At 39.5% G+C, this 13,456-nt stretch carries 10 protein-coding genes; 7 read left to right on the top strand and 3 right to left on the bottom strand.

Annotation, left to right across the window (positions count from 1 at the left end):
- The gene (locus IEV61_RS10590; RefSeq protein ID WP_188416427.1) at positions 1–777 is read right to left on the bottom strand and encodes an MlaE family ABC transporter permease; all 777 of its coding nucleotides are present in this window, start codon (positions 775–777) and stop codon (positions 1–3) included.
- Between the two features lie 267 nt (positions 778–1,044).
- On the opposite strand from IEV61_RS10590, the gene IEV61_RS10585 reads away from it, so the two are divergent.
- The 5 genes from IEV61_RS10585 (at position 1,045) to IEV61_RS10565 (ending at position 7,491) form a co-directional block, all read left to right on the top strand.
- Positions 1,045–1,701, top strand: a complete 657-nt coding sequence (locus tag IEV61_RS10585) for an NAD(P)H-binding protein (RefSeq protein ID WP_188416425.1) — start codon at positions 1,045–1,047, stop codon at positions 1,699–1,701.
- Positions 1,698–3,563 carry an ABC-F family ATP-binding cassette domain-containing protein gene (locus IEV61_RS10580; protein WP_188416424.1) on the top strand — a complete coding sequence of 622 codons (1,866 nt, stop codon included), beginning with the start codon at positions 1,698–1,700 and terminating at the stop codon, positions 3,561–3,563. The genes IEV61_RS10585 and IEV61_RS10580 overlap by 4 nt, the downstream gene beginning before the upstream one ends.
- A gap of 1 nt (position 3,564) precedes the next feature.
- Positions 3,565–3,819, top strand: coding sequence for a CBU_0592 family membrane protein (locus IEV61_RS10575; protein ID WP_229747095.1), 255 nt, complete (start codon positions 3,565–3,567; stop codon positions 3,817–3,819).
- A 37-nt stretch (positions 3,820–3,856) separates the two neighbouring features.
- The gene (mnmG, locus tag IEV61_RS10570; protein WP_188416422.1) at positions 3,857–5,719 is read left to right on the top strand and encodes a tRNA uridine-5-carboxymethylaminomethyl(34) synthesis enzyme MnmG; all 1,863 of its coding nucleotides are present in this window, start codon (positions 3,857–3,859) and stop codon (positions 5,717–5,719) included.
- 128 nt (positions 5,720–5,847) lie between these two features.
- Complete coding sequence (locus IEV61_RS10565; protein WP_188416420.1) at positions 5,848–7,491, top strand: Ig-like domain-containing protein; 1,644 nt, start codon at positions 5,848–5,850, stop codon at positions 7,489–7,491.
- On the opposite strand, the gene IEV61_RS10560 is transcribed toward IEV61_RS10565, so the two are convergent.
- Positions 7,481–7,993, bottom strand: coding sequence for a gamma carbonic anhydrase family protein (locus IEV61_RS10560; protein ID WP_188416418.1), 513 nt, complete (start codon positions 7,991–7,993; stop codon positions 7,481–7,483). The genes IEV61_RS10565 and IEV61_RS10560 overlap by 11 nt on opposite strands.
- A gap of 217 nt (positions 7,994–8,210) precedes the next feature.
- Here IEV61_RS10560 and IEV61_RS10555 point away from each other — a divergent pair, with 217 nt between their 5' ends.
- Positions 8,211–10,358, top strand: coding sequence for a tetratricopeptide repeat-containing sensor histidine kinase (locus IEV61_RS10555; protein ID WP_188416417.1), 2,148 nt, complete (start codon positions 8,211–8,213; stop codon positions 10,356–10,358).
- 1 nt (position 10,359) lies between these two features.
- On the opposite strand, the gene nadB is transcribed toward IEV61_RS10555, so the two are convergent.
- Positions 10,360–11,952: an L-aspartate oxidase gene (gene nadB, locus IEV61_RS10550; protein WP_188416416.1), complete on the bottom strand. Its 1,593-nt coding sequence runs from the start codon at positions 11,950–11,952 to the stop codon at positions 10,360–10,362.
- 411 nt (positions 11,953–12,363) lie between these two features.
- Between nadB and nadA the strand changes: the two genes are divergently transcribed.
- Complete coding sequence (gene nadA / locus IEV61_RS10545; RefSeq protein WP_188416415.1) at positions 12,364–13,356, top strand: quinolinate synthase NadA; 993 nt, start codon at positions 12,364–12,366, stop codon at positions 13,354–13,356.
- Positions 13,357–13,456: the final 100 nt, after the last annotated feature.

Here is a 13,456-nt window from a genome sequence, read left to right as displayed (position 1 = left end):
TTAATAAAATAACAGGTTAGTAATTTGAACAGCAAGCATATCTATAAAGAAAACCCATAATGAAGCAGTTACAACTGCCGAGTTAGCGGCTAAACCAACACTTTCGGTCCCTTTGTTAGAGTTAAAGCCTTTATAGCAACCTACAAAGCCAATAGCAAAACCAAAGAATACAGTTTTTACCAGTGCCGGTAAATAGTCGGTAAAATCGAGCGATGCAAAACACTTGGTAAAATACAGCGTAAAGCTTACATCATCTGTAAAGTTGAGGGCGAAATAACCGCCGAATAGAGAAATAACATCGCCTATCATGGTAAGCAACGGAATCATTAAGGTGGTGGCCAATATACGGGTAACAACCAGGTATTGTACAGGGTTAGCACCCGACACCTCCATGGCATCAATTTGCTCGGTCACCTTCATGCTGCCCAGTTCGGCTCCTATGCTTGAAGCAATTTTGCCGGCACAAATAATAGCAGTAATAATAGGGCCCATCTCCCGTATAATAGAAACAGCCAACGTTTGCGGCAGCATACTTGCTGCACCAAAATCAACCAGTGTGGGCCTTAACTGAAGTATAAGCACCAAACCCATTATAAAAGAGGTAATGCTTACCAATGTGAGCGATTTGTAGCCAATTTCATAACTCTGGCGCACAAACTCCGACCATTCAAATCCACCAGAAAACACATTGCGAAAAAAGCTGGTTAAAAACACGGTTTGGTCGCCTACGCTTTCCATCCATCTTCGCCAGCCCGAATTCATAATTTGTTCTGCCATAATATTTACGTAGCTAAGTAATTGCTGTTAACTTTTAGTATAATGTTATATGGGTTCAGGATCAGAGATACAGCAAGCACTTGCAGAACGCCGGCTACTTACACATAAGCAACGCTGTTAATTGGTGATGAACTTAGCGTATAAACATGCATACTCCGATTTTGTTTAATGTTAATAGAGTTTTTATAAGCGCGAAAAATACACTATGCCATTATAAGCAGCTACCCCTTCACCAATAAGTTTAGTACCTTTGCAAATAATTAACTTATGGGATATAAAGCAGTTATAGCAGGCGCAAGTGGATTGGTGGGCAACGAACTGCTTCACATACTATTGCAGGAAAGCACCTACGATGAAGTGCTGATTTTAGTGCGTAAGCACTTACCTATCCAACATAAAAAGCTGGTGCAATTACAGGTTAGTTTTGACGAACTGGAACAACATCAAAGTGCCATTAACGGTCATGCGCTGTTTTGCTGCTTAGGTTCCACCAAAAGTAAGACGCCTGACTTGAATGTTTACCGCAAGATAGATCACGACTATCCGGTTAAGCTTGCACAAATTGCGTTGAAGAATAAGATGCCGCATTACCACTTGGTATCGGCCATTGGTGCTAACAGCACCTCGTCTAACTTTTACACAAAAATGAAAGGCGAAACAGAGCGGGATATACAAGCAGTTGATATTAGGTCGTTACATATCTATCAGCCATCGCTTTTAACCGGCAACCGTAAGGAGCACCGTTTAACCGAACGTATTGCAACAGGTGTTATGAAAATAATTGATCCGCTTTTAATTGGTGGATTAAAAAAGTATCAGAGCATTGCTGCTGCTACGGTGGCCAGAGCCATGTACAAACAATCATTAAATCAAGAAGAGGGTGTGTTTGTACATCCTTCAGATCATATAAAACAATTAGCGTGAGCACTTATTTATCAGCAGAAAATTTAGGTCATTCTTTTCATGACCACTGGTTATTCCGTAATTTAACTTTAGGCATTAACCGCGGCAGGCGGGTTGCTTTAGTTGGAGTTAACGGTGCCGGTAAATCAACATTATTAAAATTATTATCCGGCAAAATAAACCCTACCGAAGGCAAAGTAGTTACCGCCCGCGATTTACGCCCGGGTTACCTGGAGCAAGACCCGCTTTTTGAAAAAGGCCATACTATTAGCGATTATATTTTTCATAAAGATAACGTACAGCAACAGCTCATCTTAAAATATGAGCAGTTACTGGAGAACGATCCTGATAATGAAAAAGCGATAGAACAAATTACCGAAGAGCTTAGCGCAGTTAATGCCTGGGAATATGAATACCAAATTAAAAACATTTTAGGCCGGTTAGATATCCATCATTTAGATCAGCGGATAGATACGCTCTCGGGTGGACAGAAAAAACGTCTAGCATTAGCCAAATTATTAATTGAAGACCCGGATGTTTATGTACTGGACGAGCCTACCAATCACCTGGATATTGACACCATTGAGTGGTTAGAGAAATTAATGACCGAGGGTAATAAGACCATACTGATGGTTACGCACGATAGGTACTTTTTAGATAATGTGTGTAACGAGATCATTGAAATTGAACGTGGCAAAATTTTTAATTACAATGGCAACTACCAGTACTACCTGGAAAAGAAAGCCGAGCGAGAATCTACTAACGAACTGCAATTCCAAAAGAACTCTAACCTTTTGAAAAAGGAGTTGGAATGGATGCGCCGTCAACCCCAGGCTCGTGGTACCAAATCAAAGGCACGTATAGATGCCTATTACGAACTGGAAGATAAAACAAAGAACCATAATCCTAACGGAAAAGTTGAGTTAAGCACAAAGACGGCTCGCCAAGGCGGTAAGATTATGGAAGTTTACCACATCACTAAAACGTTTAGAGACCGTAAGGTGATAGACGACTTTAGCTATGTATTTAAGAAGGGTGACCGTGTAGGTATTGCGGGTAAAAACGGAGCTGGTAAATCTACCTTACTTAATATGTTCACTGGGATATTACAACCCGATAGTGGCCACATTGAAAAAGGTGAAACCACCGTTGTTGGTTATTTTAACCAGGCCGGCATGAACTTTAAGGATGATGAGCGGGTAATAGATGTTGTGAAAAACGTAGCCGAATTTATTACCATGGCCGATGGTAAAACCATTTCGGCTTCGCAATTATTAACGCTGTTCCTCTTCCCTCCTGCCCGTCAGTTTGGCTTTATTTCATTATTGAGTGGTGGCGAAAAGAAACGCTTATACCTGCTTAACATCTTAATGAAGAATCCAAACTTCTTGATATTGGATGAGCCGACGAACGATCTGGATATTGATACCCTGAACGTATTGGAAGAATTTTTAACCGGTTATACCGGCATTTTGTTAATGGTATCGCACGATAGGTATTTGTTAGATAAGCTAACCGACCAACTTTTTGTAGTAGAAGGAACTGGTAAAGTAGACTTGTATAATGGCAATTATTCGTCGTACCGTTTAGAGCAGGAAGAAGCTAAACAAGCGCTAAAAAACAAACCTGCGCCGGCTCCTGCACCTGTAGCTGCCACTCCTAAAAAGAACAAGCTTTCTTACAAGGAACAAAAAGAACTGGAAACTACAGAAGCAGAAGTGAGCACTATTGAAACTAAAATTGCTGCATTAACAGAGAAGTTGAATACGCTTACGGATCATCAGCAGGCTATGGATATGTCTAAAGACATTGAAAAACTCAATGCAGATTTAGACCAAAAAACGATGCGTTGGTTAGAGTTAACCGAACTAAAAGAAAGCTAAAATGAAGGTATCAGATATCATAGCATCGGTTGGTGTGATCATTTTATTGATAGGTTTTATGCTTAATCTGTTCAAGAAAATATCGCCCGAAAGCAAGGCGTATGGTTTGATGAATTTTATAGGTGCAGGCTTATGCGGGTACTCATCATACTTAATTAGCTTTTGGCCCTTCGTAATATTAGAGAGCATATGGGCGTTTGTAGCCTTATTATCATTATTCAAAGTTCCACGTGGAACAGGCAGTAATGAGTTGTAGTTTTGTAAATGTTCCACGTGGAACACTGGAGGATTAGATGTTTAAAAAATACGATGTAATAGTAGCCGGAGCTGGCCATGCAGGTTGTGAAGCCGCTGCTGCTGCCGCTAATTTAGGTTCGTCGGTTTTGCTCATAACCATGAATATGGGCACCATAGCACAGATGAGTTGCAACCCTGCGATGGGTGGTGTAGCCAAAGGACAGATAGTGCGTGAGGTGGATGCGTTGGGTGGTTACTCTGGTATTATAGCCGATAAAACCACTATCCAATTTCGCATGCTCAACCTATCAAAAGGCCCCGCTATGTGGAGCCCCCGTGCCCAAAATGACCGTATGCGCTTTGCCGAAGAATGGCGTTTAGCCTTGGAGCGTACCGAAAATTTAGACATGTGGCAAGACACTGTTACGTCACTTATTGTAAAGAATGATACAGTATGTGGAGTGCGTACAACGCTTGGAGTGGAGATAGAGTGTAACGCTGTAGTGTTAACCAATGGTACCTTTTTAAACGGTATAATTCACATAGGCGAAAAGCGTTTTGGCGGTGGCCGTACGGGCGAAAAATCGGCTACGGGCTTAACCGAGCAACTGGTTGAGTTAGGCTTTGAAGCCGGCCGTATGAAAACAGGAACTCCTCCTCGTATAGATGGACGAAGCTTAAATTACAGCGTAATGGAAGAACAGTGGGGCGATGAAAATCCGGGCCGTTTTTCTTTCACTGACGTAGAGCGCCCAACCGAAAAACGTTGCTGCTGGATCACCTATACTAACAACAATGTACACGAAACTTTAAAAGAAGGCTTCGAAAAATCGCCTATGTTTACCGGGCGAATTAAAGGTTTAGGCCCACGTTATTGCCCATCTATTGAAGATAAGATTAACCGTTTTGCAGAGCGCGACAGGCACCAGATATTTGTAGAACCTGAAGGATTCAACACCGTTGAAATTTATGTCAATGGTTTCTCTACCTCATTACCTGAGGATGTGCAGTACCGCGCATTAACCCAAATACCGGGTTTTGAAAAAGCTAAAATGTTCCGTCCGGGTTATGCTATTGAGTACGATTACTTCCCTCCTACCCAATTAGATTTGACCTTGGAAACAAAAAAGATTGCTAATCTCTTTTTGGCAGGTCAAATAAACGGCACTACCGGTTACGAAGAAGCGGCATCACAGGGTCTAATTGCAGGTATCAATGCACATCAAAAAGTACACGATTTGCATGAGTTGATCATGAAGCGTTCGGAGTCTTACATTGGTGTGTTGATAGACGATTTGGTAACCAAAGGTACCGAAGAGCCATACCGCATGTTTACCTCAAGAGCCGAGCACCGCTTGTTGTTACGTCAGGATAATGCGGATATCCGCCTCTCTCCTATTGGACATGAGTTAGGTTTGATTAGTGATGAACGTTTAGATAAGGTGAAACAGAAGGTAAAAAACTCTGATGATATTGTTTCTTATACCCGTACCAAATCTGTTGATGCAGCAAAATTAAATCCGCTGCTTGAAGAATTAGGCACGAGTACTTTGAATCAAAACGTAAAAATGTTTGCGCTACTTGGTCGTCCTCAAGTAGCCTTCGATGATCTGCGCAAGGCCGATGCCTCGTTAGAAGTATTGCTTTCTACGTATGATAAAGAAACCGTTGAGCAGGCTGAAATAAAAATCAAATACGAGAGTTATTTTGATAAGGAATTAGAGATCGTAGAGCGGATGAGAAAAATGGAGGATAAAGAAATTAATCCCGAATTTAATTATCATCAATTGCAATCTCTTTCTAAAGAAGCCCGCGAAAAATTGATGCGCATTAAACCAAGAACGCTGGGGCAAGCCTCACGGATCTCCGGTGTATCGCCCTCAGATATCTCGGTGCTCATGGTTCACATCTCCAGGTAGGAAATATTGGATCAATTTTATCGTTTTCACTGAAATAATGGCTTTAATAAATATATGTTAAAGCCATTATTTTTAAATTTTAATATCATAGCTCAAAAAACATCTAAAATCGCTTATATCGCTTTAAAATGCTTTTAAATTTAAGGTCCTTTTTTACTTTATCAATTATTGCCCTTTTTTCGGCTTTTATGCTTTGGGGCTGCGCAAGCATACAAAGACCACAGGGTGGCCCGCGCGACCGCACTCCGCCGAAACTTTTGAAAGCCTTACCGGCTAATAAAACGCGAAGGTTTGCGGCCAAGCAAATTCAGCTCGATTTTGATGAGTACTTTAAATTAAGCAGTCCCTATACCGAAATAAGTGTAAGCCCTGCTTTTGAAAAAGCACCGGAGTATATTACAAAAGGGCGAAGCTTAGTTATAAAACTAAACGATACCCTTGCTAAAAATACGACCTACGTATTCAACTTCGGTAAAGCATTAGCCGATGTCAATGAATCGAACATATTGAAGAACTTTACCTACGTTTTTTCTACAGGCGATCAAATAGATTCTTTAAGTATTACCGGCAAGGTGAACAATACCCTAACTGCATTGCCGGAGAAAGAAGCTACGGTAATGATTTTCCCGGCCAGTAGAGACACAGCATTCTTTGGTAAAAAGAAACCTGCGATATATACAACTACAGATTCGTCTGGTAATTTTGCCTTGAATAACTTACATGAAGGTGAGTACACCATATATGCCTTGAAGGAAACATCGCCCGATAAAATTTATAACAGTGATGTAGAACTTATCGCTTTCCTGAAAAACACAATCAATGTTAAAAGCGATGTAACCGGCATTGAACTAAACTTGTTTAAACAAGTACCAGACAAATTCAGAGTAAGCTCTAAGAGGTTTGATAACGATGGAAAGGTTTCTTTGATTTTTAACAAGCCTTTGATGAATCCTTCTATCAAAGTGAACTCTCCTGCTGATTTCGATACTCAGAAAATCGTAGAGTTTAGCAAGACCCGCGACTCCTCTACAATATTTTTCCGTAAAATGGATTTTGATGAGTTGAAACTGCAAATTAACGATGACGGTAAATTTGTAGATACTATTACTTTAAGAAAGGGCCGCAACGAGAGCTTTAAACGTAACCTGAGCGTAGCATACAATATCAATATAGATAATAAATTAAGGCCTGGGAGTGACTTAATCATGACTGCCAATTTTCCCTTAGAAACTTATGATATAAGCAAAATTAAGCTCCTTGAAGACTCTGTGCCGGTTAATAATCTGGCTATTACCAAAGATCCAAATAGTTCCAGAAAACTCATATTAAAGCATCGCTGGAAACAAGCTACCCGGTATGAACTATCTTTTGCAGATGAAGCTTTGACTGATATTTATGGAGACAAAAATAAGGAGAGTAACAAGCGTTTCCTGATAGATAAGCCGGAAAACTATGGTACGCTTACGCTCAAAGTTACTGTGCCCGACACCAGTAAATTCTATATCGTTGAGGTGTTAGACACTAAAAAAGTTGTATTGCAAACTGATGTTATTTCTAAAAACTCATCTATTGTTTATAAAAACTTTTTTACTGGTAAATACATGGTGCGCGTTACTTACGATAATAACAAGAACCGTAAAGCCGATAGTGGAAATGTAAGAACTAAATCTTACGCCGAAAAACTTTGGTACAATGACAAAGAATTCACATTGCGCCCCAACTGGGAAATGGAAGAAGCATTGGTTATTCCAAAAGAAGAATCTACACCGTAAACCAACTGGCATACAAATTATAATTATGGGGCAGCTTTTGCAGTAGCGCAAGCTGCTCCTCGGTTAAAGGTTTTATTTTTTTGGCAGGCGTACCTGCGTATAAATAACCACTCTCACACACCGTTCTCTCCAATACTACTGACCCCGCGGCGATAATTACATTTGTTTGTACCACCGCATCATCCATCACAATGGCTCCCATACCAATTAGTACATAATCATCTAATATACAGCCATGTACAATAGCATTATGACCTATTGATACATAGTTACCAATGGTAGTAGATGCCTTTAAATAAGTAGCATGCACGCATACCCCATCCTGTATATTGGTATGATGGCCAATGGTAATGCTGTTTACATCCCCCCTGATCACTGCATTAAACCATACCGAACAATTATTGCCCATAGTAACATCGCCCACAATGGTACAATTGGGAGCAATAAAGCAGCTATTACCCCAGGCAGGAGATTTATCGTTTACAGGAAGAATGAGTGGCATTGGTAAAATTTAAGTAGAATACTAAATTAGTTAATTGATGGATAATTAGTTACTGCGATTTGCTTAGAAAGTCAACCGTTTTACTTAAGTGCATGGTTACCATAATGATATTTATCAAGTCATATTAAATATTGTTATTATTTGTTCAACATTTATCATTTTACTACGTAGACAGCCATTAGCGTTTTTGATAGCTTGTTCTGCTGTAAACCTTTAGATGATGTGTGCAAATTATAAACTAAAAATGTTTTGTTTTAAAAGCATATTAACCATACTTATTTGTATTACATCAACCACGCTTTTTGCTCAGCAAAAAACAATTAAGGAGTTACTGGCAGATTTAAAGAAATCAAAACCAGACACCTCTCAGTTGTCTATTTTATCTGATTTAAGTTCGGCCTACATGTCTTTAGACCCAAAGCTAACCTTTAAATATGCTAATGAACTTAAATTTAAAGCTGCAGAACTTCAAAACTTTAAAAAAGTAGCTGATGCGGATATTTTGATAGGAATATCCTGGGGTATACGCAGCCATTATGATAGTGCTCTCCATTACTTTAAGATATCACTAAAAGAATCGGCTGATATAAATTATGAGATAGGTATTGCGGATGCCTACATTAACATAGGAGAAGTTTACAGGCGCCTGGGTGACGATGTTCAGGCAGCCAATTACTATTTAAAGGCTCTCCCACTATTTGAACACAACAAATACAACCATGGTATTAACTTGTGCCTCAACAATTTAGGAGAAATTTATCAGACAAAGAAATCTTATCAACTTGCGCTGAATTACTTTAATACTGCATTAAAAAATTATCAGCAAAGTAATGATATTAGTGGTCAAGGCTTTATGCTGAATAGCATTGGGGCCTGTTACTTTAAGATGGGTAATTATGAACGATCATTACCATACTTAGAGCACAGCTTAGCCATCCGGAAAAAATTAGGTGAACAAACAGGTATAGCAAATTTGTTTGCAGACATAGCAGCCATAAAAACTGCCACAAAAAGTTATGACCAAGCCGATAAGTATTTAAACCAAGCGTTTACCCTATCTAAAAAAATTGATGATAATGAGTTTTTGGCTCAGGTATATGAGCAATATGCTGATAACTATCTCCAGCAAAACAAATTAGCGCTTGCAAAAATTTATTCCATAAAAAGTATGGTTATTGCGCGTGAGATAAAATCGCAGAGTAAAATAGCCGACGCTTTAAAAACACTATCTACAGTTTACGCAGCCATGGGCGATAGTTCAAAGGCTTATAAGTACCAAACTGAATTTTTAAGTTATCGTGATTCAATGTATAATGAAGATAAATTGAAAATTATAGCGTTATCATCATTAGAGAAAACCCAGGCCGACAATATTATACTTCACAAGCAAAACCTATTAAACACAACTCAAATATCAAAAAACAAGCTAAAAATTAAATTTTATGGTATTGTGTTCGCCTTAAGCATGGTAATCATACTGCTTACCACCCGGCAAATTATTGTACTTCGCCGATCTAATAGTCATAAAAAATTAACGAACGAACTTTTAAAAAAGCAAAAGAACGAGATCTTAGAAATTAATAGCGAACTGCACAGTTTAAACGAAGAACTTACCACGCAAATGGAAGTGATTAGTTTGCAAAATGAAGAATTGGAAAAACTAAATGCAGTTAAAAACAAACTATACTCCGTAATATCACATGATTTTAGAAGCCCGTTAAGTACGCTTAAAAACTTAATGGACCTGAATAAGTCAGGCTACATATCTGCTGACGACTTGCAGCAATATTTTAATGATGTATCGCTAACCGTAGATCACACTTTTATATTTTTGGATAATTTACTCAATTGGGCAAAAAATCAAATGGATGGCCTATCTATTCATCCGCAAGCATTTAACATAGAAACAGTTATAGAAGAAAATATTGCTCTTTTTAATACACAGGCAAGCCTTAAAAATATAAGCATAATTAACAAGGCTACCTGTACAGTTTGCGCTTATGCTGACCCCGACATGATTAAACTCATTGTAAGAAACTTATTAGCAAATGCCATAAAATTTTCGCGAGATAATGACAGCGTTGAAATAAGTGCAGAAACTGCTGACAAAGAAATAACTATAGCTATTAAAGATACAGGGATAGGTATGGATCAAAAAGATGCAAACCAAATATTTGGTAGTGGCCACACCACATTAGGTACAGCCAACGAAAAAGGTACGGGCCTCGGGCTTATTATGTGCCACGAGTTTGTGACCTTTAATAAGGGTAAAATTTGGGTTGAGAGTAAAAAAAATGAAGGAACTACTTTCTATTTTACCGTGCCTTTAGCCAATAAAATAGAAAACGTTCCTTCTTGTAATTAATTTAAAACACGGTATCCTCCAATACATTTGCGTGCTGCGGATAATCAGTAGTATAATGCAAGCCCCTGCTCTCTTTACGTGTCGATGCCGATTTTACGACGAGATATGATACCTGTATTAAATTACGCAACTCACATAACTTCACCGATAGCTTGGTTTTTTTATAAAAATCTTCGGTTTCTTCATACAATAGCTTTAACCGGCGCATAGCCCGTTCTAAACGGAAATCAGAGCGGACAATGCCCACATAATCATTCATCAGCTTTTGCATTTCGCGGATGTTGTGAGTTACTAAAATATCTTCATTGGAGAGTTGTACACCTTTTTCATCCCAATCGGGTATGTTTGCGGGTACGGTATGATTTTCAAACCTGGTAATAGCATCTTCATATATACGGTGTGCAAATACCAAAGCCTCTAATAAAGAATTTGAGGCCAAACGGTTTGCGCCATGCAAGCCTGTAGAAGCACATTCGCCGCAGGCATATAATTGATTAATAGATGATTGCCCCACATGATTAACAAGCACACCTCCGCACATATAATGACATGCCGGCGATACCGGGATCATATCCTTGGTCATATCCAGCCCAATGTCTAAACACTTAGCATAAATGTTAGGGAAATGCTGTAAAATATCGGCTTTGCTTTTATGGCGCACATCCAGGTAAACGTAATCCTCACCCGATTTTTTGATCTCGGCATCAATGGCACGGGCTACAATATCTCGTGGTGCCAAAGATTTACGCGGATCATACTCCTGCATAAACTCTTCGCCATTGGTGCGCTTTAAAATACCTCCAAAACCACGTACCGCTTCAGATATTAAGAAAGATGGATATTCGCCAGGGTTATATAATGCGGTAGGGTGAAATTGTATAAATTCCATGTTTCGTACTTTGCCTTTAGCACGGTAAACCATGGCCACACCATCGCCCGTGGCAATAACCGGGTTGGTAGTAATAGCATAAATATGGCCTGCACCACCCGATGCCATTACCGTTACCTTAGAACGTATGGTATCTACCACCTTGGTATCGGTATTAAAGGCATATATGCCGTAGCAGGTAATATCCTGGCTCTGTTTATCCACAAATTCACCTAAATGGTGTTGGGTTATCAAGTCAACCGCAAAGTAATGCGTAATAATTTCGATGTTTGGGTTTTGATGGATCTGCTCTAATAGCGAACGCTCCATTTCAAAACCGGTAATATCTTTATAATGCAGTACCCGGTACTCAGAGTGTCCACCCTCTTTGGCCAGGTCGTATACGCCTTCGTTGGTTTTGTCGAAGTTGGTACCGTAGTCTATAATTTCCCTTATCCTTTCCGGCCCTTCTTCCACTACAATACGCACTACTTCTTCGTCGCATAATCCGTCGCCGGCTATCAAAGTATCTTCAATATGCTTTTCAAACGAATCTTCTTTTTTATCCACAACTACAGCCACGCCGCCCTGCGCATATTTGGTGTTCGATTCGTCTTCGCTGGCTTTGGTAACTATCAGTACCTTACCGTGTTTGGCGGCCTTAAGTGCAAAACTTAATCCGGCAATGCCCGACCCTACAACCAGGAAATCCACATCTCTTGTCATAAAAACTATCTAATATGTGTAAAAGTAATACTTGTGTTAATAACCGCATCAAAAGATGTTAATTTTGCGTAAGTAAAAAGCTAACAACTTTTGGGTTTGTGCAAAAGTGGGTTAAAAACTAAAGTTACTACCAATTGCTGGTATAGTTTTAGTACGAAACCACACGTTAATCCACATGCACAAAACAAGCATTTAATTAACACAATTGTTTATTAACATTGATGTGAATAAAAACGTATTACTGTAAATCAGTTGTTTAGTATTGCTGAGTTGTGGATAACATGTGGAAACAAGTAGAACAAGTTTGTTTAGCAATAAAAACGCAATTCACTTACTCACACAATTCACATCTTAATAACAATAGGTTTATATATTTAAATTAAATTAATTGTATTTATTGTAATGTTAGAAATGGACATTTTAGAAGAAATCAATATAAAAGGTTTTGCAGAAGAGGATATAGACCCCACGCTTGACCTCTATGCCGAGATAGAAAAGCTAAAGCAGCAAAAGAATGCGGTGATACTGGCGCACTACTACCAGGAAGGCGAGATACAGGATATTGCTGACTATATTGGCGACAGCCTGGGCCTATCGCAGCAAGCTGCCAAAACCGATGCTGATATTATTGTATTTGCCGGTGTGCACTTCATGGCCGAAACTGCCAAGATACTCTCTCCTACCAAAAAGGTACTGCTGCCCGATTTAAAGGCTGGCTGTTCTTTAGCAGACAGTTGTCCACCTCACTTGTTTAAAAAGTTTAAAGAATCATACCCCGATCACCTGGTGATCACTTACGTGAACTGTACTGCCGAACTGAAAGCCATGAGCGATATTGTTTGTACCTCCAGCAATGCCGTACAAATTGTAGAAAGCCTGCCGGCCGATCAGCAGATCATCTTCGGGCCCGACCGTAACCTTGGCGCTTACGTAGCCAAAAAAACAGGTCGCGATTTAGTATTATGGAATGGCGCCTGTATGGTGCACGAGATATTTAGCCGTGAAAAGATCACTAAGCTGAAAGAACGCCATACTAATGCTAAGATATTAGCTCACCCCGAATGCGAAGAGCATATACTGCAACTGGCCGATTATATTGGTTCTACCACCGGGATATTGAAATATGCCACCAATGATGCCGCAACAGAGTTCATCGTAGCTACCGAAGCAGGTATTATTCACCAGATGGAGAAAGATAACCCTACAAAGACCTTTATCCCCGCTCCACCGAATAATACTTGTGCGTGCAACGATTGTCCTCACATGAAAAGAAATACGCTGGAGAAGCTTTATTTGTGCCTTAAAAACGAGATGCCAGAAATTACTTTACCGGCCGATATTATTGCCAAAGCCGTAAAGCCAATTGAACGGATGCTGGATATATCGGCACAGCTTGGATTATAGAATTAGACTTAATGAAGAAGGACTTGTAAAGCAAAGACTTGTATTAAAAAAAAAGAGTGACCGGTTATGGTCACTCTTTTTTTGTTGGTAGCATAGAGTC

The organism is Mucilaginibacter galii (assembly GCF_014635825.1).
Taxonomy (GTDB): Bacteria; Bacteroidota; Bacteroidia; order Sphingobacteriales; family Sphingobacteriaceae; genus Mucilaginibacter; species Mucilaginibacter galii.
This window is presented reverse-complemented; position numbering and strand designations above follow the sequence as displayed.